This is a genomic window from Cryobacterium sp. 10S3 (genome assembly GCF_034344045.1).
GTDB classification, from domain to species: Bacteria; Actinomycetota; Actinomycetes; order Actinomycetales; family Microbacteriaceae; genus Cryobacterium; species Cryobacterium glucosi.
The window spans coordinates 1,324,154-1,346,799 of record NZ_CP133773.1 but is presented as its reverse complement, the minus strand read 5'-3'; the positions used below and the strand labels follow the sequence as shown (position 1 = coordinate 1,346,799).

Here is a 22,646-nt window from a genome sequence, read left to right as displayed (position 1 = left end):
TCGGCGTGTCGTACGACTGCCATCGGTGGGGTTCGCCCGGATCGGATTCGGTCCGGCGGCGCTTCCAGCAGTCTACGACTTCCTGGCGATCCGGCCGAGCTTAACTGGTGAGGCGACCGAGCGCCGAACGGATCAGGCTGCCGCGGATGACTTCGAAATTGCCGGCGATTTCGACGGCCATTTCCGCGGCCTTCGCCCGGCTCGACGCATCCCTGCGTCGGGACAGCGGCACCAGGGCGCTCTCGATCAGCCCCAGTTCCCGTTCTGCCGCGCCGCGGAAGCCGCGCAGGTGCCTCGGTTCGATCCCGCTGTGCTGGAGCTCGACAAGGGCACGCAGGACTCCGAGAGCGTCGTCACCGTACACTTCCGCCGGAAGGATGATCGAGGCGGACACGGCGTCGTGCAGCAGGGCGGCGGATGCCCCGGCCTCGCGGATGAGCTCGTCCCGGCTGAGGCGCCGTTCGGTCGACAGCATCGACGGACCCGGAGTCACTCCCCCGGGCAGCGTCGGCGAGTTGCCGGCGTCGAGGTCGTCGAGGTAGCCCCGGATGACCTTGAGCGGAAGGTACAGGTCGCGCTGCATCGACAGGATCAGGCGGAGCCGGTCGAGGTCGCTCGCGCAGAACTTGCGGTAGCCGGATTCGGTGCGCGCGGGAGCGACGAGGCGCTGCTCCTCGAGGAAGCGCAGCTTCGACGGGGTGAGGTCGGGAAAATCCGGGGTCAGGCGAGCGAGCACCTGTCCGATGCTCAACAGCGACGTCGCACCCGGCTGCCTGGCCTGGGCGGAGGACGCTGCCACTACTCGCTCGCCTGTGGCGCCAGATCGAGTCGCGAGGCGTAGAACGTGAGCCGGAACTTGCCGACCTGGACTTCATCCCTGTCGTGGAGCGCTGCGGTTTCGATGCGCACTCCCTCGAAATAGGTGCCGTTCAAGGAGACGAGGTCCTTGACCTCGAACGAGGTTCCGTGGCGGAGGAACTCGGCGTGCCGACGGGACACGGTCACGTCGTCGAGGAAGATGTCCGCGTGCGGGTGCCGACCGACGGTCGTCACATCGGCATCGAGCAGGAACCGGGCGCCCGAGTTCGGACCGCGGCGAACGACGAGGAGAGCCGACCCGGAGGGAAGGGCCGAGATCGCTTCCTGTTCTTCTGCCGTCACGTCGTTGTCGACGGCCGCGAGCTGGGCTGCGAAGCCCTGGCTGAACGTCATCGTCGTGTCGGTGCCGGAATATTCTTCGGGCGCGGCCTTACGCTGGCTCTCATCTGGCTTTTTGGAATCAATCACCGGTACACCTCCTACCCCCCAATCGTATCCGATCGAATGGGCGGTATGGCCCGCGGAATCCGAATCACCCTGGCCGTCTCGAAAGCGTAGATGATTCCGGCCCACCAATACAGGAATGCCCCCCAGATTCCGAAGGCCCAGCCGATCGGAAGGGACCACCAGCCGAGCATCGGGAAAGCCTGGCCGAGCATGATCAGCGGCAGCGCATAAAAGAGGCAGAAGGTCGCGGCCTTGCCGAGCAGGTTGACCGGGAGCGGACCGTAGCCGTGGTTCGCAAGGACGATCCCGAGGCCGAGCAGGAAGACGTCCCTGCCGATCACGATGAGGACGATCCACCAGGGCACGAGGTCGCGCCAGGCCAGGCCGAGGAGCGCCGCGAAGATGTAGAGGCGGTCGGCCGCGGGGTCGAGGAGCTGGCCGAGCCGGGTGATCTGGTTGAAGCGCCGCGCGATCACGCCGTCGAGGTAGTCGGTGAGGCTCGCGACGAGGAGCACGAGGAGGGCCCAGGCATCCGCGCCGCGGACGAGCAGGACGAGGAAGACCGGGACGAGGGTGAGCCGGAGGGCGCTCAGCAGGTTGGGCAGGGTCAGAACCCTGGAACTGATGATGGGTACTTCCGCCCCTGCCATTGTGCGAGTCTACCGATGCGCCGACGCTCTACGGAATGCGCCGTTTCGCGGGCCGCGCCGTGTCGTCGCCCTCCGCTGCGGTGCCGCCCTTCCCTCCTCCCCGGCTGCGCTCGACGCTGCGCCGGAGCGCCTCCATCAGGTCGAGGACCTCGCCGCCGCCGGACTCCTCTCCTGTGGCCTCCCCCGCCTCCCCTGCCTCGGCCGCCTCGACGGTCTCTCCGGCCGCGAGTTTGGCTTCGATCAGCTCCCTGAGCTGGTCCTGGTAGTCGTCGCGGTAGTCCTGGGGGGTGAAGTCGGAGGCGAAGGACTCGACGAGCGCCGCCGAGAGTTCGAGCTCCTGCCGCGAGATCTTCGTGGATTCGGCCAGGGCGGGGAAGTCGGCCTCCCGCACCTCGTCACTCCAGAGCAGCGCCTGCAGGAGCAGCACGTCACCGCGCACCCGGAGCGCGCCGAGCCGGGTCTTCTGGCGGAGTGCGAAACGCACGATCGCGGTGCGGTCGCTCGCCTCGAGCGCGCGCCGGAGCAGGACATACGCCTTGGGCGATGCGCCGTCCGGTTCCAGGAAGTAGCTCTTCTCGAACAGCATCGGGTCGAGCTGCTCGCTCGGCACGAACTCGACGACGTCGATCTCCCTGCTCTTCTCCGCCGGCAGCCTGCGGAGCTCCTCCTCGGTGAGCACGACCGTGTTCTCGCCGTCGTCGTACGCCTTGTTGATGTGGGCGTAGTCGACGATCCGGCCGCAGCGGGAGCACCGCCGCTGGTAGCGGATGCGTCCGCCGTCGGCGTCGTGGACCTGGTGCAGCGCGGTGTCGTGGTCTTCTGTCGCGCTGTAGACCTTGACGGGCACGTTGACGAGGCCGAAGGTGATGGAGCCTTTCCAGATCGATCTCATGCGAACCAGTAGACACCGCATCCGCCGCCCGTACTAGCCGGACGGGGAGTGCGCGGGCATGCTGGTGGAACGGCATCGGGAGAACCCGGGCGAATCGATCGGAACGGAGGCCGGATGAACGAGGCGACGAGCCAGGTCGTGTCCGTCGACGGTCACCGGATCACTCTCACGCACCTCGACAAGGTGCTCTACCCCGAGACCGGCACCACAAAGGCGGATGTCCTCGGGTACTACGCCGCGATCGCCGAGGTGCTCGTGCCGCACGCCGCGAACCGTGCGGCGACCCGCAAGCGCTGGGTGCACGGGGTCGGCACGGCGGAGAAGCCGGAGAAGATGTTCTTCCAGAAGAACCTCGAGGACTCAGCGCCGAGCTGGGTGCAGCGCCACTCGATCGAGCACACCGACCACACGAACGTGTATCCGCTCGTGAACGACGTCGCGACCCTGACCTGGCTCGGGCAGATGTCGGCGCTCGAGCTCCACGTTCCGCAGTGGCAGTTCGGGCGGGACGGCAGCCGGCGCAACCCCGACCGGCTCGTGCTCGACCTCGACCCCGGTGAGGGCGTCACCCTTCCGGAGTGCGCAGAGGTGGCCAGGCTCGCCCGCGCCATCCTGCGCGATATGGGACTCGACCCGCTCCCGGTCACGAGCGGGAGCAAGGGCATCCACCTGTATGCCGCGCTCGACCTGACCCATACCTCCGACGAGATCTCGCAGGTTGCGCACGAACTCGCCAGAGCACTCGAAGCCGACCACCCCGACCTCGTGGTGAGCGACATGAAGAAGTCGATCAGGGGCGGCAAGGTGCTCGTGGACTGGAGCCAGAACAACGCTGCGAAGACCACGATCACGCCGTATTCCCTGCGCGGCACGTTCCGGCCGATGGTCGCGATGCCCCGCACCTGGCGGGAGCTCGCCGAGCCCGGACTCGCCCAGCTCGACTACAAGCAGGCGCTGAGCCGGGTCGAACACGGCGGCGATCCGCTCGCCGCGCTGCTCGGAGCGCACGGTTCGGGGGCGCGCGAACCGGCCCGGGACGCGGCGCGCGATGCGGGGGCGGATGCCCCCGCGCCTGACCCCGGGGACCGGCTGGCCGTGTATCGCAGCAAACGCTCGGCGGCGCGCACCCCGGAGCCGGTGCCGGAAGCAGGCACCGGGGCCGTGACCGCGAGCCCCGACCGGCAGGGCTTCGTGATCCAGGAACACCACGCCAGGAACCTGCACTACGACTTCCGTCTCGAGCACGAGGGTGTCCTCGCCTCCTGGGCGCTCCCGCGCGGGGTGCCGACGGATCCGGCGAAGAATCACCTCGCCGTGCGCACCGAAGACCATCCCCTCGAGTACGGCGGGTTCGAGGGTGAGATTCCGGCAGGGGAATACGGGGCGGGCACGGTGTCGATCTGGGATCGCGGCCGCTACGACCTCGAGAAATGGCGGGAGGACGAGGTCATCGCGACCCTGCACGGGGAGCCGGGCGGGGGCCTCGAGGGCACTCGGAGGTTCGCACTCATCCGCACGAACGCGCAGGGTCGGGGTTCTCACGACCGCTCTGCCCAGAACTGGCTCATCCACCTGATGAAGCCGAAGGCCGGCGCCAGGGTCCGGCGGGCGGTGGCACCGGCCGCCGCATCCGCTGCTGAATCAGCCGCTGCCGAACCGGACACCGCGACGACATCGGGTCACCCGGGCCCCGAGACCGGTGCGGACTCCGGACGGACTCCCGGAACGGCCCCCGGCACCGGGACCGGCGGAGTCGCGCCGGGCGGGCGGCCGGATGCGAGCCCGCGGGGGCGGTACACGCCCATGCTTGCGACGCTCGGATCGGCCGCGGACCTGGTCACGGACATCCGGTGGGCCTTCGAACCGAAGTGGGACGGCATTCGCGCGCTCGCCTACCTGTCGACGGTGGGCGCCGAACGGCCGGTGCGGCTCTTCACCCGGGCGGGCAACGAGGTGACGGATGCCTACCCCGAGCTCCTCGCGGCGGTTCCGACCGCTGTCGACACGGCCAGCGCGGTGCTCGACGGGGAGATCGTCGCACTCGACCGTTCCGGCAGGCCGAACTTCGGCCTGCTGCAGAGCCGGATGCACCTGACCCGCCGCACGGTGGCCGCCGCGGCCGCCGCCACCCCGGTGCAGTACCTCGTGTTCGACGTGCTCGAACGCGACGGGGTCGACCTCAACCGCACGCCGTACTCGGAGCGACGGGCGATCCTCGAGTCGCTCGTCACGGGCGACGGGGCGGTGCAGCTGTCGCCTGACCTGCCCGGCGACGCGCAGGATGCCGTGCGGGTGAGTCGCGAGCTCGGCCTCGAGGGCATCGTCGCGAAGGACGCCGACGGCGGATACGAGGGCGGGCGGCGGTCGCGGTCCTGGATCAAGATCAAGCACCACCGGGCTCAGGAGGTCGTGATCGGCGGCTGGCGCACCGGGAACGGCAACCGGTCGCGGTCGCTCGGTTCGCTGCTCCTCGGGATTCCGTCCGAGGCGGGGCTCGAGTACGTCGGGAGGGTCGGCACCGGTTTCCGCGACAGGGACCTGGTCGTGCTGCGTGGCCGGCTCGACCGGCTCGCGCAGGCGGAGAGCCCGTTCGCTGCGGTGCCGGCGGCCGATGTGAGGGACGCGCACTGGGTGCGGCCTGTCCTGGTCGGGGAGGTCGACTATCTCGAGTGGACCTCGGATGGCCGGTTGCGGCATCCGTCGTGGCGGGGCTGGCGCCCGGACAAGGCCGCGGAGGAGGTCGTGCGGGAGGCCTGAGCCTGCGTCGCGGCGCCCTGCGACATTCGGGTGGGGTCCGTAACGCGCCAGGCTAGCGCGGCGGTGCGGTGCGCGGCGGCTTCGGGGTGCGCGGCGGCTTCGGGGTGCGCGGCGGCTTCGGTGTGCGCGGCGGCCTGGGGAACGCCTCGCGCATGTGGTCGGAGGAGAGGTAGTCTCCGACGCCGATCATGATGAGGCTGAACAGGATCTGCTCGCTGACCATCCACAACGGGTACAGGCCCGGGATGGCGGCGAGGACGAGCGTGATCACCGGAAAGATCTTGCTGAACAGGCGCAGCCGGAGGTAGGCCCAGTAGAAGCCCTTCTGCGCCCGCCAGGCGAAGTAGAGCAGGGTGAGCGTCATCGCGAGCACAACGAAGGTGCGCATCCAGACCGAGGTCGGGATCTCGGTGCCGCCGAGGAACAGGACGACAGCGATGACGACCGCGGCCGCGCCGAGGACCAGTTCCGCGGCGAGGAGCCAGAGAATCGCGACGAACGTGCGCCTGGTCCTGGGGTGCCGGCGCATCTCGGGCGCGATGGTGTATTCCACGGACCGACCACCGGCGACCCGGTCGAGCCTGAGGAACAACGGTTCCAGTTTCATGATTCCTCCGGGTGTCAACGGTAGCGGGTCGCACGGGGCCGGTGTCACGGATCGGGTGGAGCGTGCCGGAAGCACGGTGCCGGACGGCCGAACCCGGCGTACGCTTCGGGCATGGACACGGACTATCCCGCATACCAGCGCGTGGCGAGCCCGATCGTGCCGTGGCTTCCCCGGGGCGATTCGCACGCGGTCCCCCGGCCGGCGTCCCGTCCGGTGAGGAGGGCGCGGTAATGGGCGCCCAGGCAGACCGGCTTCGCGCGATGTATTCCGGCGGGCGGGGGAACGCCACGGCGAAGCGCTATGCACGGTTGTGGAACCGGGCGCTGCGCCTCGGAGTGCTGCCGAGACGCTGGGTCTCCCTCGAGGTCATCGGGCGACGCAGCGGACAGGTGACCCGGTTCCCGATCGGGATGGCCGACGTTGACGGCCAGTGGTACCTCGTCTCGATGCTCGGCGAATGCAACTGGGTGCGGAACGTGCGCGCGGCTGGCGGCCGGGCGACGCTCCGCAGGCGCACGGCGCGCCCGGTCTGGCTCGTCGAGGTGCCGGCGGAGGACCGCGCGCCGATCCTGAAACGCTTCGCCGAGAAGGCCCCGGGCGGGCGCCCGCACATTCCCGTGGACCGGCACGAACCCGTTTCGGCATTCGAGGCGATCGCCGCGGACCATCCCGTCTTCCGGGTGCTGACCGCCGTCTGACTGCACCGGGTCAGGCGCGCGACTCCGGCGAGCGGACGTCGGTGGCCGGGCCGCCGGCATCCGCCCCGTCCAGGCGGGCGCGCAGGGCCGGCCAGCTCAGGGCGAAGCCGGGGTGCAACGGCAGTGCGTCGACGAGCTCGGCGGGCACCCAGCGCAGTGCGATGCTCTCACGGTCGCTGATCACGGGCTCGAAGGGTTCGAGGGCGCGTACGACGACCGTCGTATACGACCAGAAGCCGAGATCGAGTACCGAGCTGAACTGCACGCTCACGAGTTCGGCGGGCACGCCGGCCTCCTCGTTCGCCTCGCGGAGCGCGGCTTCGAGGGCGGTCTCGTGTTCATGCCGGGCGCCGCCGGGAAGCCCCCAGGTGTCGCCGTTGTGGCTCCACGCGGCGCGATGCTGCATCAGCACCCCGAGGTCGGCGTGGTGCACGAGCAGCCCGGCGGCCCCGAAGCGTCCCCAGAACCTGCGGCCGTCTGGCGCGAAGACCCACTCGTCGCCGTTTCCCGTCATGAACCAAGCATGCGGCATCCGGCCGCCATTCGGCCCAGAGCGTGCGGTTTTCGCACAGTGCGGTCGGTGCCTGCCCGCTGCGGGGTGGTTCTACAGGGCGACGATGGTGTGCAGCGGGGTGGTGCCGAGGCGGTCGCGGCCGAGGAGTTCGGTGAGCTCGAGCACGACGCCGACGCCCGTCAGTCGATAGCCGGCACGCCGGATGAGCCGGGAGGTGGCCGCGATCGTTCCGCCCGTCGCGAGCACGTCGTCGAGGACGAGCACCCGGGATCCCTCCGGCAGCTGGCCGATCTCGAGTTCGAGGCACGCCGAACCGTATTCGAGGTCGTAGTTCTCCGACAGCACGGAGCCGGGCAGCTTGCCGCCCTTGCGCACGGCGAGCACGGATGCCCCCGCCGCGTATCCCACGGCCGCCGCGAGCAGGAAACCCCGCGCTTCGATTCCTGCGACCGCGTCGAACTGCCCGGCGAACCGCCCGGCGAGTTCGTCGATGAGCGCCCGGAAGGCCACGGCGTCCGCGAAAACGGGGTTGAGGTCCCGGAAGAGGATGCCCGTCTCCGGGAAGTCCTGGTAGGACGCGAGGAGGGCGGTCACATGGTCTGCTGCTGGTGTTGGCACCGGTCAAGCCTAGGTGGTCGAGTGCCCCTGAACCGCTTCGGTCCCCCCGCTCGGGGCTGTGACCCCGGTCGGAGTGCCGCCGTGGTGCGACGCGGTGTCCGTCGTCGTTGCGGACATGGCGTCGGCGATGGCGGTGAGGAAGCGGATAACGGCGTTTCGTTCGGACGGTTCGAGGTCCTCTGCGGCCGCGAACATCCGCTCGTGCACGCCCCCGAGCGCCCGGCGCACCTCCTGATGCGCCGCCGGCGTCGCGAAGATGAGCTGGACCCGTCCGTCCACGGCGTGCGCCTCGCGGCGGATGTGCCCGGTGCGGGTCAGGCGCGCGAGCAGCTTCGACGTCGCGGCAGAGGAGATCCCGAGGTGGGAGGTGAGATCCTTCGGGCTGACCGGGGTCCGGCGGGCCTCGCGCTGGATCAGGTGCCTGATGGCCACGAGGTCGGTCTCGTTCACCGCGAGCTCGGCCCTGGCGCGCTCGCGCATCGCGGCATCCGCGGCCCGGAATGCCCGGAGCGCGGCGAGAACGTCGCGAGCACCGGTGGTCCCGGTCGTCCCGTTGTTCCCCTGGCCGGTCCAGAAGCTCGGCTCCGGCGACGGAGACCGGGGCGGGAAAGTGGCTCGTTCGGACATTCCACCATGCTAGCCTCACGATTAGCTAACTTGGTTAGCAATATCTACGGGTATGGTGGCGGGAAGGGGAGGAATCACATGCAGGCTGTGGACCAGACGGTCGAACTCGTCGTACTGCTCGACGAATCAGGGCGCCCGATCGGCTCGGCGCCCAAGAGCACGATGCACGACGCCGATACCGCCCTTCATCTCGCCTTCTCGGTCTATGTCTTCAACGAACGCGGGGAGGTTCTCGTCACCCGGCGCGCCCTCGGCAAGCGGACCTGGCCGGGAGTCTGGACGAACTCCTTCTGCGGGCATCCCCTCCCGGACGAGTCGCAGCGGCGGGCCATCGCACGGCGCGGCCGGTTTGAGCTCGGCCTCGACCTCGACGAACTGACCGTGGCGCTTCCCCTGTTCCGCTACCGGGCGACGGATGCGAGCGGCATCGTGGAAAACGAGATCTGCCCGGTGTACCGCGCGACGGTGCACACCGACCCCGTGCCGAATCCCGATGAGGTTTCCGAATACGTGTGGACCGACCCCGAAACCCTGCGCGCGAGCGCGCTCTCCAGCCCGTGGGCCTTCAGCCCATGGATGGTGCTCCAACTGAAGGAGTTGAGATTCGATGCCTGAGATCGCCCACATCGAAGTAGAGACCGAACTCCAGCGATACTTCGCGGCGGCCAGGCTGCGAGCGAGCGACTACGGAACGCACTACGTCGCTCTCTGGGACTCGCTCGAGCAGGCCAGCAGTGGCGGCAAGCGGGTGCGTCCCGCGCTCGTGCTCGCCGCGTTCGCCGGACTCGGCGGAACAGAGATGAGCCTGGCGATCCCGGTCGCCGTGAGCTTCGAACTCCTGCACACCGCGTTCGTGATCCACGACGACGTGATCGACCGCGACCTGCACCGTCGCGGCGTCGCGAACGTCGCCGGCAGGTTCACGGAGCGCGCCCTCGCCCATGGCGCCGTCGGGACGCAGACCGGCGCCTGGGCGACTACGGCGGCGATCCTCGCCGGCGACCTCGCCCTGAGCGAGGCGCACCGCGCACTCGCCCTGCTGCCGATCGGCGCCGAGCAGCGCGGCCGGCTCCTCGACCTTCTGGACCGGGCCGTCTTCGTGTCGGCGGCCGGTGAACTCGCGGACGTCACGAACACCGCTTCGAAGACTCCCCTCTCTGTCGAGGAAGTGACCGTGACCCTCGAGCAGAAGACCGCCGTCTACTCCTTCGAGGCTCCCCTGATGGCCGGGGCCGTGCTCGCGGGGGCGAGCGAGGAGGCGATCGTCGCCCTCGGACGGTTCGGCAGGCTCGTCGGCGTCGCCTTCCAGCTCACCGACGATATCCTCGGCGTCTTCGGAGACCCCGCGCGCACAGGGAAGAGCGCACTGACCGACCTGCGCGAGGGCAAGCAGACCGCGCTCGTTGCCTACGCCGGTACGACGGGCGACTGGCCGGCGATCGCACCGTTCGTCGGCAAGGCCGACCTCACCCAGGACGAGGCAGAGGAGGCCAGGGTGCTCCTGCGCAGCTGCGGGGCACTGCAGTCCACCGACGAGCTCGCGATCGACCACGCCCGCAGGGCGGTCGCCGCGCTCGACACCGCCGCGATCCCCGCTGTCCTCCGCACGACCCTCACCCAGCTCGCCGACACCTCAGTGAATCGCAGCCGATGACCGACACCCGACGCCCGACGCCCACGACCGGCACGGCCACCCAGATCGCGACGTACACCCGGGCTGCTCATGCGAGCTCAGCCCAGGTCATCGGCGTCTACTCGACATCGTTCGGGCTGGCCTGCCGCCTCCTCGCCGCGCGGGAACGCCGCCAGGTCGGCTCGATCTACGCACTTGTGCGGATCGCGGACGAAATCGTCGACGGCGCGGCCAGCCAGGCCGGTCTCCCGGACGCGGCCCAGCGTGCGGCTCTCGACGGGCTCGAGGACGAGACCCTGAGGGCGATCGAGACCGGCTTCAGCACCAACCTCATCGTGCACGCCTTCGCGGACACCGCGCGGGCGACCGGCATCGACGCCCGGCTCACGGCGCCGTTCTTCGCGTCGATGCGACGCGACCTCGACCCGGCCCCCTTCGACGCCGCCGGCATCGCCGACTACATCTACGGCTCGGCGGAGGTCGTCGGGCTGATGTGCCTGCGCTCGTTCCTGCACGAGTCCGAACGCACGGAGACCGAACTGGCGACGCTCACGGCCGGCGCCCGCAGCCTCGGAGCGGCCTTCCAGAAGGTCAACTTCCTGCGGGACATCGCCGCCGACCGGGACGATCTCGGACGCAACTACTTCCCGGGAGTGAACCTGCTCACCATGACCGACGAGGAGAAGGACTTCCTCCTCGACGACATGGACGCGGACCTCGACGCCGCGGCGCGCGCGCTGCCCCTGCTCCCCCGCGGGAGTCGGCGTGCGGTTGCCGCAGCGCACGGCCTCTTCGCGAGCCTCGCGGTCAAACTCCGCGGAACGCCCGCCCGATCCCTGCTGAACACCCGGGTGCGGGTACCCGACCCGGAAAAACTGATGATCGCCCTCGGCGCAGCCCTCGGCCCTGGAGCGTGGAAGAAATGACCCCTTCGAATGGAAACCGCACGATCGTGATCGGCGGCGGGATCGCCGGCCTCGCCAGTGCGGCCCTGCTCGCCCGTGACGGGCACCGGGTGACCCTGCTCGAAACCAACGACACCCTCGGTGGCCGCGCAGGATCGTGGACGGAACAGGGGTTCCGGTTCGAGACCGGACCGTCCTGGTACCTGATGCCCGGCGTCTTCGACCACTTCTTCCGCCTGTTCGGCACGAGCTCTGCCGAGCAGCTCGAGCTGCGCCGTCTCGACCCCGGCTACCGGGTCTTCTTCGAGGACGACCCGGACCCGATCGACATCCGCGCCGAACGCGCCGACAATATAGCCCTGTTCGAAAGCCTCGAGCCAGGAGCGGGTGCCGCGCTCGACCGCTATCTGGACTCCGCGGAGGACACCTACCGGATGGCCGTGTCCAGGTTCCTCTACACGAGCTTCCAGTCGTTCCGGCCGCTGCTCGTACGGGACGTCCTGACCCGCCTCCCCCGGCTCGCCCGGCTGCTCCTGCAGCCGCTCGACACGTTCGTCGCCGGCTACGTCCGCGACCCGCGACTGCGCCAGGTCCTCGGCTATCCGGCCGTCTTCCTCGGTTCCTCCCCCGACCAGACCCCGTCGATGTACCACCTGATGAGTCATCTCGACCTTGCCGACGGCGTGCTCTACCCGCAGGGCGGCTTCACCCGCCTGATCGACAGCATCGCCGACCTCGCCAGGGCAGAGGGCGTCGAAGTGATCACGGGCGCGAGAGTCACCGCCATCACCACCACACCGGGAACGCGGCCTGGCGTGTCGAAGCGACTTCGAGCATCCGTCACCGGGGTCAGCTACGTCGACAGGGCAGGGACCACCGTTCGGCTCGCCGCCGACCGGGTGGTCTCGGCCGCCGACCTGCACCACACCGAGACCGAGCTTCTTCCCGAGCCGTTGCAAAGCTACCCGGAGTCCTGGTGGCAGCGCCGGGTATCCGGGCCCGGCGCCGTGCTCGTTCTGCTCGGCGTGAGCGGCCAGCTGCCGAAACTGCAGCATCACACCCTCCTGTTCACCCGGGACTGGGGTGAGAACTTCGGCCGCATCTTCGGGAAGACGCCGAGCGTCGCCTCACCGGCGTCGTTCTACGTCTGCATGCCGAGCGCGACAGACCCCGGCGTCGCACCGGACGGCTCCTCGAACCTGTTCCTGCTCGTGCCGATCCCGGCAGACCCCGGCCTCGGCCACGGCGGAATCGACGGCGCGGGCTCCCCCGCCATCGAGGCGATCGCCGACGACGCCATCGGGCAGCTCGCCGACTGGGCAGGCATCCCCGACCTCGCCGACCGGATCGTCGTACGCCGCACGATCGGGCCGGGCGACTTCGCCGACGACCTCAACTCCTGGCGCGGCGGGGCACTCGGCCCCGCACACACGCTCAAGCAGAGCGCGTTCTTCCGCGGGTCGAACGCCTCCTCGAAGATCGACGGCCTCTACTACGCGGGCGGTACGACGATCCCGGGCATCGGGCTTCCGATGTGCCTGATCAGCGCCGAAATCCTGCTCAAGAGGATGCGCTCGGACACGAGTACGGGACCGCTCGCGGAGCCCCTGCCCCGGCGCGTGCCGGTTCCGGCGGCGGTCCGGGTCACGGTGCCGTTGCGCCCGGAGCCCGGCGCAGCGGGCGGCACCGCCGGCGCCGGCGCCGCGGAAGCCGCCGCGACCGGGGTCCGCACCGCGGACGGGCCGGACGCGCCCGGAACACCGTGAGCGTCGCCTACCTGCTGAGCCTGCTCGTCTCGCTCGGCGCCATGGTGCTGCTCGACCGCAGGTTCCGGCTGTTCTTCTGGCTCGACGGCCGCAAGGCCGCCGCCGTGCTCGCCATCGGCGTGGCCTTCCTGCTGGCCTGGGACGCGGGCGGCATCACTGCGGGGATCTTCTACCGTGGCGAGACGGACCTGATGACCGGCATCCAGCTCGCGCCGGAGCTCCCGCTCGAGGAGCTCTTCTTCCTCACCTTCCTCTGCTATCTGACCATGAACGCCGTGCGCGGGGCCGAGCTGCTTCTCGAACGCGGTGCACGTCGAAAGCGGCGCACGTGACCTACCTGCTGCTCGACCTCGTCTTCGTCGTCGCTGCGGCCCTCGCAGCGGTCGTTGCCGGACTGCGGCGACGTCCTTCCCGGCGCAGGGTCGCGGCGATCGGGTGCGCATTGCTCGCTGTGCTCGTGCTGAGCGCGATCTTCGACAACGTGATGATCGGCGTCGGGCTCGTCGCCTATGACCCCGCCCACACCTCTGGCCTCCGCCTCGGCCTGGCCCCTGTCGAGGATTTCGCCTACCCGCTCGCCACCGCCCTCCTGCTGCCCGCACTCTGGACGCTCCTGCCGGGGCGCCGGGCTCCGGGCGGACGGGCCGCCCCGGTCAGCCCCGGGTCGGTCGACAGGTCGGTCGCCGGGTCGGTCGACAGGTCGGTCGACGGGACCGGAACCGTGGGAGAATCCAGTCAGGGAAGGGATCAGGGGCGGGATCACGGTCCCGCACAGGATCACGACAACAGCGCCAGCAGCCGATCGGCCACGCGCGGGGGGAACCGATGAGCAGCATCCGTACGACGACACTCTGGAAGACGCGGCAGGTGCTGCTGTCCTCGCGGCCCCTTAGCTGGATCAACACGGCCTACCCGTTCGCGGCCGGCTACATCGTGACGACCGGGCGCGTCGACGCGCTCCTCGTGGTCGGCACACTGTTCTTCCTGATCCCGTACAACCTGCTGATGTACGGCATCAACGACGTGTTCGACTACGAGTCCGACCTGCGCAACCCGCGGAAGGGCGGCGTCGAAGGCGCGATGCTCGACCCTGCCCTGCACCGCACGGTGCTGGTGTCCGGGATCGTGACGGCGGTGCCCGTGCTCGGCGCGATGCTCGTGCTGGCTGGCACAGGGCATCCGGTGTCGTGGGTCGTGCTCGCGGTGAGCCTCTTCGCCGTTGCCGCGTACTCGGTGCCCGGGCTGCGGTTCAAGGAGCGCCCTGTCGTCGACTCCGTGACGTCGAGCACGCACTTCGTCAGCCCGGCGGTCTACGGGCTCGCGGTCGCCGGGGCGCAGTGGACACCGGGCCTGGTGGCCCTGCTCGCCGCGTTCTTCCTCTGGGGTATGGCCAGCCACGCCTTCGGGGCCGTGCAGGACGTCGTGCCCGACCGGGAGGGCGGGATCGCCTCGATCGCGACCGCGCTCGGCGCCGGCCGGACGGTGCGGCTCGCGATCGGCTGCTGGGCTGCTGCCGGGCTGCTGATGCTCGCGACCGGGTGGCCCGGCCTTCTCGCCGCCGTGCTCGCGGTTCCGTACATTGTGGCCGCGTGGCCGTTCCGGTCGGTGAGCGACGCGCGCGCCGAGACCGCCAATGCCGGCTGGAAGCGCTTCCTCTGGCTGAACTTCGTGTCCGGGTTCTGCGTGACCATGCTGTTGATCGTGTCCTCGCTGCTCTGAGGCGGGTGCCGACGCGCGGATGCGGCGAGGCCGGCATCCGCACGCCCGCGCCTGGTCGTAGAGTCGAGGGATGGACCCCCTGACGACGGCACGCGTGGACAGCTGGGCGTGGGCCGTGCGGATGTTCAAGACCCGGTCGCTCGCGACGGCCGCGTGCCGGGCCGGTCACGTCAAGGTGAACGGCGAACGGGCGAAGTCGGCTCAGCCGGTGCACATCGGCGACGAGGTCCGGGTGCGGTCGAGCGGTTTCGACCGGGTGCTCGTGGTCTCGAAGATCGTGAACAAGCGCGTCGGCGCACTCGTCGCCGCCGAGTGCTTCGTGGACAAGACCCCGCCGCCCCCGCCGCGGGAGGAGGTCGCGCTCGTGCCCATGCGGGACCGCGGCGCCGGGCGTCCGACCAAGCGGGAACGCCGCGACATCGACAAGCTGCGCGCCACGGAGCGGCAGGGCCCCGAGGACTGGCCGGAGAACGACTGAGGCTCCCCCGGCATCCGCTCGCCCCGTCGAATCCGTCAGGGGGCGAGGTCGGGAAGGGTGTGGATTCCGAAGTGCTCGCGCAGGGCGAGCGCGGCGGCGAAGCATCCGTTCATGCCGTGCACGGCGGGACCTGGCGGCGTCGACGCCGAGCAGAGGTAGAGCCCGGGAACGGGCGTGCGCCAGGGGTGGGTCGACACCACCGGTCGCTTGACGAGCTGGCGCAGGGAGACGGCCCCACCGAGGATGTCGCCGCCGATGAGGTTCGGATTCCCTGCGGCGAGCTCTGCGGGCGTGTGGCTCGCGGCGGCGAGGATCGTGTCGCGGAATCCGGGCGCGTAGCGTTCGATCGCGCGCACGATCGCGAGGGCCGGGTCGCCGTTCCAGCCGGCCGGAACGTGGGTGTACGCCCAGAGCACGGCCTTCCCTGCCGGCGCCCGCCTCGCGTCGAGCACACTCGGCTGGGCGAGCAGCACGAACGGATGCCGCGGCGAGCGTCCCCCGGACACCAGCCGTTCGGCACGTTCGACCTCGACCCGACTGCCGCCGAGGTGCACGGTCGGCGCGAGGGCGAGCCGCGGGTTCGTCCACGGCACCGGGCCGGACAGCGCGAAGTCGACCTTGGCGACCCCGGTGCCGTAGCGGTACCGGCGGAGCGCACGCCGGTAGCCGTCGGGAAGCGCCGGGCCCGCGAAACGGTCGAGGAAGACCGTCGAGGTGTCGAGCAGGGTCACCCTGGCCGGGTCGAGGTCGTCGGGCCCGCGCACCTCGGTGTTCAGCCGCAGCGTGCCGCCGTGGGCGAGCAGGTCGGCGACGAGTGCGTCGGCGATCGCCTGCGCTCCGCCGACGGGGTAGCCCCAGCCGTCGGCGTGCGCCTCCGCCGCGAGGAGCAGCCCGGCCCCCGCCTGCGCGAGTGCGGGCTGGCGGCCGGGAGCGTGTGCGGCCACGCCGGAGAGGAGGGCCGGCGCGGCCGGGCCGTGGAACAGCATCCGCCCGGCGGGGGTGCCGAGGGCGAGCACGCGGAGGCCGTAGTCGAGGGCTGCGCGCGGGTCATCCGGCCAGCGCAGCAGTTGGTGGCCGGTGAAGGAGACGAGGCCGTCGATCCGATCGACGAGGGGCCTGAGCAGCCGGGTCCAGGCCGGGCCGTCGCGGCCGAGCTCCGCGGCGGTGCGGTCGAGGTCGCGGTAGGCGATGGCGGCGCGGTGCGCATCGAGCGGATGCGCATAGGACACCTCGGGGATCACGAACGGCACCCGCTCGCTGAGCCCGAAGGCGCGGAAGAACGGGGAGGCGAGCGCTGCGGGGTGCACCGCGGAGCCGAGGTCATGCCGGAAGCCGGGCAGGGTGAGCTCGCTCGTGCGGAGTCCGCCGCCTGCCGTTCCGGCGCGCTCACTGACGGTCACGGACAAGCCGGCCCGCGCGCAGACGACCGCGGCGGCGAGACCGTTCGGCCCGGCCCCGACCACGTTCACGTCAGGCACGGGGGCCACCCGGGAGCGCGACCGGGCGCACGTAGAAACCAGCAGGCGTGCGCACCCACCAGTCCCGGGTGGCGCTCCGCTCGGCGCGCGTCGAAAACCGATAGCGGAACAGCCGCGCGCGCACGTAGCGGGGCGGAGCGTCGGGGAACGGGTTGACCCGCAGCATCCGCAGGGTCGGCCGGTCGCCCTCGAGCAAGCGCACCAGGAACATCTCGAACCACCGGGTGTCGCGCACGCCGAGGGCGAGGAACCACATCAGCCAGTCGAGCCGCAGGTGATACGGGGCGAACTGGCGGGGCAGGCGGGCGGGGTCCCCCGGTTTGCCGTGGAATTCGTAGGCGCGCCAGGCCGTCTCGTCGCCGGGGTCTTCGGCGGAACTGCCCTCGACGACGATCTCATAGCGCTCCTTCGTCACGGTGCCGAATGCCCCGTAGGCGTTCACGAGGTGATACCGGTTGAAGCTCGCGTTCATCAGCTGCCTGCGCGCGACCAGGTTGCGGGCCGGCCAGAAGCTCAGCACCACGAGCAGGAGGGTGACCGCGAGCACGAGCACGACGAACCACGGCGGGGAGGCGGGGAGGGCTGTCGAGGGCTCGCCTGCGGCGCCGGGGAGGAACGGGAAGACCGTCCGGAATGCGCGGTCGTCGACCGCGGCGAAGACGAGCACGATCGTGATCCAGTTCAGCCAGGCGAAGTTTCCGGTGACCACGAGCCACAGCTGGGTCAGGGCGAGCACGGCGGCGGCGACGGATGCAACGGGCTGGGGTGCGAAGAGGAAGAACGGCACCACGAGTTGCGCGACATGATTGCCGAGCACCTCGCCGCGGTGGAACCAGGCCGGCAGCCGGTGCACGAAGGTGCTCACGGGATTCGGCATCGGCTGCGTCTCGTGATGGTAGAACATCGCGGTCAGGTCCCGCCATTCCGGGCCGCCGCGCATCTTGATCATTCCGGCGCCGAATTCCAGCCGGAAGACCAGCCAGCGCACGAAGACAATGATCGTGAGCGGCGGGGCCACCTCGTTCGACCCGAGGAAGGCGACGACGAACCCGGCCTCGAGCAGCAGGCTCTCCCAGCCGAAGGAGTAGAAGGTCTGCCCCACGTTGACGATCGACAGGTACCCGGCCCAGAGCAGCAGGAAGGCGAGCATCGGAAGCCAGGGCGGGCCGAGTTGCGGCAGGCCGGCGACGAGGGTTGCGGCCAGCAGGACGCCGCCCCAGGCCAGCACCCGCAGCATCCGGTCGGAGTAACGCCAGTGGAAGAGGCTCGGCGCGTCGCGAAACCGCACGCGGGACACCCAGTCGCGCACCGGCAGCAGGCCGTGATCCCCGAGCAGCGCCGGGAACTGGTTGGCGGTGGACAGGAACGCCACGAGGAAGATCGCAGCTACTCCGCGCTGCAGGACCTGCCGCGCTATCGAGTAGTCGCCGGCCTCGAAGAAGGCACCGAGGAGATCCATCGTGCAGTCACCCTAGCCCCGCCTGGCCCGGCAGGGCAGGGTCAGGGTGGGCAGGGTCACGGTGCGCGGCGCAGGTGCTCGGCGGTGAGGGCGGCCATCTGCTCGTCGGAGAGCTCGTCGAGTTGCTTCGCCTCGTGCCGGTCGGTGCGGTTCCAGCGCAGGAACAGGATGATCAGCACCGGGATGTCCGCGACCTCCGCGATGAACCAGAGGAAGTCGCCGGACAGGTGCTGGTCCCAGAGCGGCGAGGGGAACCAGGCCGGGAACGACCCGACCAGGGCAGGGGCCCCGTCGAGCACCGTCTCGTTGAGGCGCAGCAGGATGCCGGGGATGGCATCCATCACGAGTTCGACGAAGGCGAGCATGAACTCTGCCGTGATGAAAAGGCTCGTGCGGACGAGGGCGTGGTCGGTGATCGGCAGCACCATCAGCAGTCCGACCAGCGGCACGAGCAGCGTCAGGCTCGCCTCCGCTGCGGGATTGCTCCGCAGCACGTAGGCGAGGGGGGTCAGGAAGACCAGGAAGGCGGCGATCGCGAAGAGCGGGGCGAAGACGGCGTTGCCGACGAGACGCACGAACCAGGACCCGAGCACGGCGTTGAACCCGCGCAGGGCCCGGCCCTGGAGCGCGGCCCGCGCCAGCTCGACGGGGCGGCCGAGGCTCAGCAGCGCCGGGACCACGAAGAGCAGGAGGGCGATCCGGGTCGTGAACGCCCAGCGCAGGTCGGGGCTCCAGGCTCCGAGGAACCCGAACGACACCCACGCCCAGGACCCGAGCCCGAGCAGGAAGAAGCCGAGGGTCGGGAGGAGCGGCCAGGCGGTCCCCCTGCGGCCGGCGGCACGGATACCCAGGAGATACAGCGCGGCGGCGACAAGGATGCCCGAACCCGCCACCGGATCGAACCGGGCGGTGCCGAGGAAGTCGAGGAAGGAAGGCGTGAGCGGCCGTTCTGGCTGATGCGTGCCGGGAAGTCCGGCGCCCGTCCCATTATGCGTCTCCCCCGCAGGAATGTGCTCCGCGAGTGGTTGACGTGGGGGACTAAACCGGTATAGGTTTGCCTAAACCGGTTCAGAAGACTCGAGCAGGTGCTATCGATGAGGAGGCGCGATGAGTGAGCCCAAGGTAACCATTGCTGATGTGGCCCGCGAGGCCGGCGTCAGCAAAGGCCTCGTCTCCTTCGCCCTCAACGACCGGCCCGGTGTCTCCGCCGAGAGCCGCGTCCGTATCCTCGAGATCGCCGAACGACTCGGCTGGACCCCCTCCCTGCGAGCCAGGTCGCTGTCCACCCGGCGTTCCTTCGCGCTCGGCCTCGTGATCGCCCGCGACCCGGAGGTCCTCGGCTCCGACCCGTTCTTCCCGTCGTTCATCGCCGGCGTCGAGACCGTCCTCGCCCCGCAGGGCCTCGCCCTCGTGCTGAGCGTCGTGCCCGACGAGAAGACCGAAATGCGCACCTACCGGTCGCTCGTCTCCGACGGCCGCGTCGACGGGGTCTTCCTGAGCGACCTCCGGCACAACGACCCCCGCATCCCGCTGCTGCAGGAACTCGGCCTTCCCGCCGTCACCCTCGGCCGGCCGGACACCGAGAGCCCCTTCCCGTGCATCTCGGTCGACGACACCCCTGGCGTCGCCGAAACCGTGCGCTACCTCGTCTCCCTCGGCCACCGGCGCATCGCCCACGTCGCCGGCAGCCCGGCGCTCCTGCACGGCAGCCGCCGCCGGGCCGCCTTCGACACGGCCCTCAGGGAGGCCGGTCTCCCGGCCGGCCAGTCCATCGAGACCGACTTCTCCGTCGCAGCGGGGGCGGATGCCGCCCGCCGGCTCCTGACCCAGGACTCGCCGCCCACGGCGATCGTTTTCGCCAACGACCCGATGGCCATCGCCGGCCTCGGCGTCGCCCACGAACTCGGCCTGCGCGTACCGGACGACGTCTCGATCACGGGCTTCGACGACATCGACTTCACCCGGTACGTCTACCCGGCGCTCACCACGGTGCGCACCGCCCCGAGCGACTGGGGCCGGGCCGCCGGCCGGACCCTGCTCGACCTCATGGCGCTCGGCACGGCACCCGACGTCGATCTTCCGGCAGGCCGTCTCGTCATCCGCGGCTCCGCCGGTACCCCGCTGCGGCCCTAGCTGCCGCACTGTCCCCCACTCCTCACCTCCGATCCGCCACCGAACCTTTCGCCACCGCACCGACCCCGCGTCGGCTGCGGTCCTCCCGCACGCCCTTCCCCGCGTGCCGCACCACCCGAAACACACCCGAGGCAGAGCTGCCGCGGGGACTGAATGGAGAAACCATGCACAGCACAGCACGAACCCGGCGAGTCCTCGCCGCGACCGCGGCATCGGCCGCCGTCATCCTCGCCCTCGGCGCCTGCTCATCGGGCGGCGGCGCGGCGGGAGCGGCGACCACAGCCCACGGCCCCATCACGATCTGGTACTCGAACAACGCGACCGAGATCGCCTGGGGCAAGCAGATGGTGACCGCCTGGAACGCCGACCACCCGAACGAAACCGTCACCGCGCAGGAGATCCCGGCCGGCAAGAGCAGCGAGGAAGTGATCGGCGCCGCCATCACGGCGGGAAACGCACCATGCCTCGTGTACAACACTGCCCCGGTCGCAGTTCCCCAGTTCCAGAAGCAGGGCGGCCTCGTCGACCTGAGCAGCTTCTCCGACGGTGACTCCTACATCAAGGCCCGCTCGGGCGATACCGCGACCCAGTACGAGTCGACAGACGGCAAGTTCTACCAGATGCCGTGGAAGTCCAACCCTGTGATGATCTTCTACAACAAGGACATGTTCGCCAAGGCCGGGCTCGACCCGGAGAACCCGAAGCTCGCCACCTATGACGAGTTCCTGACCGCCTCCCGCGCCCTGGTCTCCAGTGGGGCCGCGGCGAACGCGATCTACCCGTCCCCGACGAGTGAGTTCTACCAGAGCTGGTTCGACTTCTACCCGCTGTACGCCGCCGAGACCGGGGGCAAGCAGCTCGTCGAAGACGGCAAGGCCACGTTCACCGGCGACGAGGGCGCCAAGGTCGCCGACTTCTGGAAGACCATGTACACCGAGGGACTCGCGAACAAAGAGCTCTACCAGGGCGACTCGTTCGCCGACGGCAAGGCCGCGATGTCGATCGTGGGACCGTGGGCTGTTCCGGTGTACAAGGACAAGGTGAACTGGGGCGCCGTTCCGGTGCCGACGAGCGCCGGGACATCCGCTGACAAGACCTACACCTTCAGCGACGCCAAGAACGTCGGCATGTACACCGCGTGCAAGAACCAGGGCACCGCCTGGGACGTGCTGAAGTTCTCGACGAGCGAGGCGCAGGACGGCCAGCTCCTCAGCCTGACCGGCCAGATGCCGATCCGCTCCGACCTGACCACCACGTACCCGGACTACTTCGCCGCGAACCCGGCCTACGTCGCATTCGGCGACCAGGCCGCGCGCACCGTCGAGGTTCCGAACGTGTCGAACTCGGTCGAGGTGTGGCAGACGTTCCGGGACGCCTACTCCAAGTCGGTCATCTTCGGGCAGGGCGACATCGCCTCCACCCTGGGCGGCGCGGCAGACAAGATCAACACCCTGGTCTCGAGCAAGTAGCACCTCGTGACCGTCACCGAATCGCGGACCTCGTCCGCCGGGAGCCCCATCCGGGCTCCCGGCGGGCGGGCCACCCGGCGCCGCCCGTGGCTGGGCCGGAACCCGATCGGGCTCCTGCTCAGCGCCCCCTACCTCGTCTTCGTGATCGCCGTCTTCGCGTACCCGCTCGTCTTCGCGGTGTACATGGCCTTCCACGACTACTTCTTCGCCGCCCCCGGCGCCCAGGTCGACCGGCCGTTCGTGGGCCTCGACAACTTCCAGGAGGTGCTCTCCGACCCGGCCGTGATCCGCTCCTTCGGGAACGTCGGCATCTTCCTGCTGATCAACGTGCCGCTGACCGTCGTGCTCTCGCTCGTGCTCGCGACGGCACTCAACAAGGCCGTGCGCGGCCGCACCTTCCTGCGGGTCGCGTACTACGTGCCCTACGTCACCGCGAGCGTCGCGGTCGTCGGCGTCTGGCTCTTCCTCTTCAGCGGCGGCGGCCTCGTCAACCAGATCCTCGGCCCGCTCGCCCCCGACCCGTCCTGGCTGATCAGCCCGACCTGGGCGATGCCCACGATCGCCCTGTTCGTGACCTGGAAGCAGCTCGGCTTCTACATTCTGCTGTACCTCGCCGCGCTGCAGAGCGTGTCGACGGAGCTCTACGAGGCCGCCTCGACAGACGGCGCCGGTGCGATCCGCAAGTTCTTCTCCGTCACGATCCCCGGCGTGCGCCCGGCGACGGTGCTCGTGCTGCTGCTCTCCACAGTGACGGGAGCGAACCTCTTCACCGAGCCGTACCTCCTCACCGGCGGCGGCGGCCCGAACGGGGCATCGACCTCTCCCGTGCTGCTGATGTACCAGAAGGGTATCGAGCAGGGCAACCCGGACACCGCGTCCGCGATCGGAATCATCCTGGTGATCGGCGTGCTCATCATCGCCTTCATCCAGCGCAAGATCGCCGGAGGTGACGAATCATGAGCAAGCGCACACCAGAC

24 protein-coding genes are annotated in these 22,646 nt (G+C 70.0%); 13 read left to right on the top strand and 11 right to left on the bottom strand.

Annotated features, from left to right (window positions below; translation table 11 throughout):
• Nucleotides 1-100: 100 nt before the first annotated feature.
• From RHM57_RS06275 to RHM57_RS06260, 4 genes are all read right to left on the bottom strand, one after another.
• Nucleotides 101-799, bottom strand: a complete 699-nt coding sequence (locus RHM57_RS06275) for a MerR family transcriptional regulator (protein ID WP_134446114.1) — start codon at nucleotides 797-799, stop codon at nucleotides 101-103.
• Nucleotides 799-1,212 carry an FHA domain-containing protein gene (locus tag RHM57_RS06270; RefSeq protein ID WP_134446136.1) on the bottom strand — a complete coding sequence of 138 codons (414 nt, stop codon included), beginning with the start codon at nucleotides 1,210-1,212 and terminating at the stop codon, nucleotides 799-801. The genes RHM57_RS06275 and RHM57_RS06270 overlap by 1 nt, the downstream gene beginning before the upstream one ends.
• 86 nt (nucleotides 1,213-1,298) lie before the next feature.
• A complete protein-coding gene (locus RHM57_RS06265; RefSeq protein ID WP_134446115.1) occupies nucleotides 1,299-1,916 on the bottom strand; it encodes a CDP-alcohol phosphatidyltransferase family protein in 618 nt (205 codons plus the stop codon).
• Nucleotides 1,917-1,944: 28 nt separating this feature from the next.
• Nucleotides 1,945-2,808: a Ku protein gene (locus RHM57_RS06260; protein WP_322189662.1), complete on the bottom strand. Its 864-nt coding sequence runs from the start codon at nucleotides 2,806-2,808 to the stop codon at nucleotides 1,945-1,947.
• A gap of 114 nt (nucleotides 2,809-2,922) precedes the next feature.
• Between RHM57_RS06260 and RHM57_RS06255 the strand changes: the two genes are divergently transcribed.
• The gene (locus RHM57_RS06255; RefSeq protein ID WP_322189661.1) at nucleotides 2,923-5,565 is read left to right on the top strand and encodes an ATP-dependent DNA ligase; all 2,643 of its coding nucleotides are present in this window, start codon (nucleotides 2,923-2,925) and stop codon (nucleotides 5,563-5,565) included.
• 52 nt (nucleotides 5,566-5,617) lie between these two features.
• On the opposite strand, the gene RHM57_RS06250 is transcribed toward RHM57_RS06255, so the two are convergent.
• Nucleotides 5,618-6,172 carry a hypothetical protein gene (locus RHM57_RS06250; RefSeq protein ID WP_322189660.1) on the bottom strand — a complete coding sequence of 185 codons (555 nt, stop codon included), beginning with the start codon at nucleotides 6,170-6,172 and terminating at the stop codon, nucleotides 5,618-5,620.
• A gap of 230 nt (nucleotides 6,173-6,402) precedes the next feature.
• On the opposite strand from RHM57_RS06250, the gene RHM57_RS06245 reads away from it, so the two are divergent.
• Nucleotides 6,403-6,870, top strand: coding sequence for a nitroreductase/quinone reductase family protein (locus tag RHM57_RS06245; protein WP_322189659.1), 468 nt, complete (start codon nucleotides 6,403-6,405; stop codon nucleotides 6,868-6,870).
• Nucleotides 6,871-6,880: 10 nt separating this feature from the next.
• On the opposite strand, the gene RHM57_RS06240 is transcribed toward RHM57_RS06245, so the two are convergent.
• The 3 genes from RHM57_RS06240 to RHM57_RS06230 all read right to left on the bottom strand — a co-directional run bounded on the left by RHM57_RS06240 (nucleotide 6,881) and on the right by RHM57_RS06230 (nucleotide 8,629).
• The gene (locus tag RHM57_RS06240) at nucleotides 6,881-7,384 is read right to left on the bottom strand and encodes an NUDIX domain-containing protein (RefSeq protein ID WP_134446118.1); all 504 of its coding nucleotides are present in this window, start codon (nucleotides 7,382-7,384) and stop codon (nucleotides 6,881-6,883) included.
• Nucleotides 7,385-7,474: 90 nt separating this feature from the next.
• Nucleotides 7,475-8,002, bottom strand: coding sequence for an adenine phosphoribosyltransferase (locus tag RHM57_RS06235; protein ID WP_322189658.1), 528 nt, complete (start codon nucleotides 8,000-8,002; stop codon nucleotides 7,475-7,477).
• Between the two features lie 9 nt (nucleotides 8,003-8,011).
• Nucleotides 8,012-8,629, bottom strand: coding sequence for a MarR family winged helix-turn-helix transcriptional regulator (locus tag RHM57_RS06230; protein WP_134446120.1), 618 nt, complete (start codon nucleotides 8,627-8,629; stop codon nucleotides 8,012-8,014).
• A gap of 78 nt (nucleotides 8,630-8,707) precedes the next feature.
• On the opposite strand from RHM57_RS06230, the gene idi reads away from it, so the two are divergent.
• From idi to RHM57_RS06190, 8 genes are all read left to right on the top strand, one after another.
• Complete coding sequence (gene idi / locus RHM57_RS06225) at nucleotides 8,708-9,244, top strand: isopentenyl-diphosphate Delta-isomerase (protein WP_134446121.1); 537 nt, start codon at nucleotides 8,708-8,710, stop codon at nucleotides 9,242-9,244.
• Nucleotides 9,237-10,283: a polyprenyl synthetase family protein gene (locus RHM57_RS06220; RefSeq protein WP_134446122.1), complete on the top strand. Its 1,047-nt coding sequence runs from the start codon at nucleotides 9,237-9,239 to the stop codon at nucleotides 10,281-10,283. The genes idi and RHM57_RS06220 overlap by 8 nt, the downstream gene beginning before the upstream one ends.
• Nucleotides 10,280-11,188 carry a phytoene/squalene synthase family protein gene (locus RHM57_RS06215; RefSeq protein WP_134446123.1) on the top strand — a complete coding sequence of 303 codons (909 nt, stop codon included), beginning with the start codon at nucleotides 10,280-10,282 and terminating at the stop codon, nucleotides 11,186-11,188. The genes RHM57_RS06220 and RHM57_RS06215 overlap by 4 nt, the downstream gene beginning before the upstream one ends.
• On the top strand, nucleotides 11,185-12,933 hold the full coding sequence (gene crtI, locus RHM57_RS06210) for a phytoene desaturase family protein (protein WP_322140783.1): 1,749 nt from the start codon (nucleotides 11,185-11,187) through the stop codon (nucleotides 12,931-12,933). Before RHM57_RS06215 ends, crtI begins: the two co-directional genes overlap by 4 nt.
• Nucleotides 12,930-13,265, top strand: a complete 336-nt coding sequence (locus RHM57_RS06205) for a lycopene cyclase domain-containing protein (protein WP_134448986.1) — start codon at nucleotides 12,930-12,932, stop codon at nucleotides 13,263-13,265. The genes crtI and RHM57_RS06205 overlap by 4 nt, the downstream gene beginning before the upstream one ends.
• On the top strand, nucleotides 13,262-13,762 hold the full coding sequence (locus RHM57_RS06200; protein WP_322189657.1) for a lycopene cyclase domain-containing protein: 501 nt from the start codon (nucleotides 13,262-13,264) through the stop codon (nucleotides 13,760-13,762). The genes RHM57_RS06205 and RHM57_RS06200 overlap by 4 nt, the downstream gene beginning before the upstream one ends.
• Entirely contained in the window at nucleotides 13,759-14,652 is an 894-nt protein-coding gene (locus tag RHM57_RS06195) for a prenyltransferase (RefSeq protein ID WP_134560289.1), read from the top strand. Before RHM57_RS06200 ends, RHM57_RS06195 begins: the two co-directional genes overlap by 4 nt.
• Nucleotides 14,653-14,722: 70 nt before the next feature.
• Nucleotides 14,723-15,130, top strand: coding sequence for an RNA-binding S4 domain-containing protein (locus tag RHM57_RS06190; protein ID WP_134448983.1), 408 nt, complete (start codon nucleotides 14,723-14,725; stop codon nucleotides 15,128-15,130).
• A 35-nt stretch (nucleotides 15,131-15,165) separates the two neighbouring features.
• On the opposite strand, the gene RHM57_RS06185 is transcribed toward RHM57_RS06190, so the two are convergent.
• Genes RHM57_RS06185 through RHM57_RS06175 form a run of 3 tightly spaced genes read right to left on the bottom strand, consistent with a single transcriptional unit; the run spans nucleotide 15,166 to nucleotide 18,960 of the window.
• Nucleotides 15,166-16,608 (bottom strand): NAD(P)/FAD-dependent oxidoreductase, encoded by a 1,443-nt coding sequence (locus RHM57_RS06185; protein WP_322189656.1) that lies wholly within the window; start codon nucleotides 16,606-16,608, stop codon nucleotides 15,166-15,168.
• A complete protein-coding gene (locus tag RHM57_RS06180) occupies nucleotides 16,601-18,067 on the bottom strand; it encodes a lipase maturation factor family protein (protein WP_322189655.1) in 1,467 nt (488 codons plus the stop codon). Before RHM57_RS06180 ends, RHM57_RS06185 begins: the two co-directional genes overlap by 8 nt.
• 56 nt (nucleotides 18,068-18,123) lie before the next feature.
• Nucleotides 18,124-18,960, bottom strand: a complete 837-nt coding sequence (locus tag RHM57_RS06175) for a cytochrome c oxidase assembly protein (RefSeq protein WP_241985087.1) — start codon at nucleotides 18,958-18,960, stop codon at nucleotides 18,124-18,126.
• A 214-nt stretch (nucleotides 18,961-19,174) separates the two neighbouring features.
• Here RHM57_RS06175 and RHM57_RS06170 point away from each other — a divergent pair, with 214 nt between their 5' ends.
• The 3 genes from RHM57_RS06170 to RHM57_RS06160 all read left to right on the top strand — a co-directional run bounded on the left by RHM57_RS06170 (nucleotide 19,175) and on the right by RHM57_RS06160 (nucleotide 22,629).
• On the top strand, nucleotides 19,175-20,200 hold the full coding sequence (locus RHM57_RS06170) for a LacI family DNA-binding transcriptional regulator (RefSeq protein ID WP_134560284.1): 1,026 nt from the start codon (nucleotides 19,175-19,177) through the stop codon (nucleotides 20,198-20,200).
• A 164-nt stretch (nucleotides 20,201-20,364) separates the two neighbouring features.
• Nucleotides 20,365-21,669: an extracellular solute-binding protein gene (locus tag RHM57_RS06165; protein WP_134448979.1), complete on the top strand. Its 1,305-nt coding sequence runs from the start codon at nucleotides 20,365-20,367 to the stop codon at nucleotides 21,667-21,669.
• A 48-nt stretch (nucleotides 21,670-21,717) separates the two neighbouring features.
• Complete coding sequence (locus RHM57_RS06160) at nucleotides 21,718-22,629, top strand: carbohydrate ABC transporter permease (protein WP_241975471.1); 912 nt, start codon at nucleotides 21,718-21,720, stop codon at nucleotides 22,627-22,629.
• The last annotated feature ends 17 nt before the right edge of the window (nucleotides 22,630-22,646 follow it).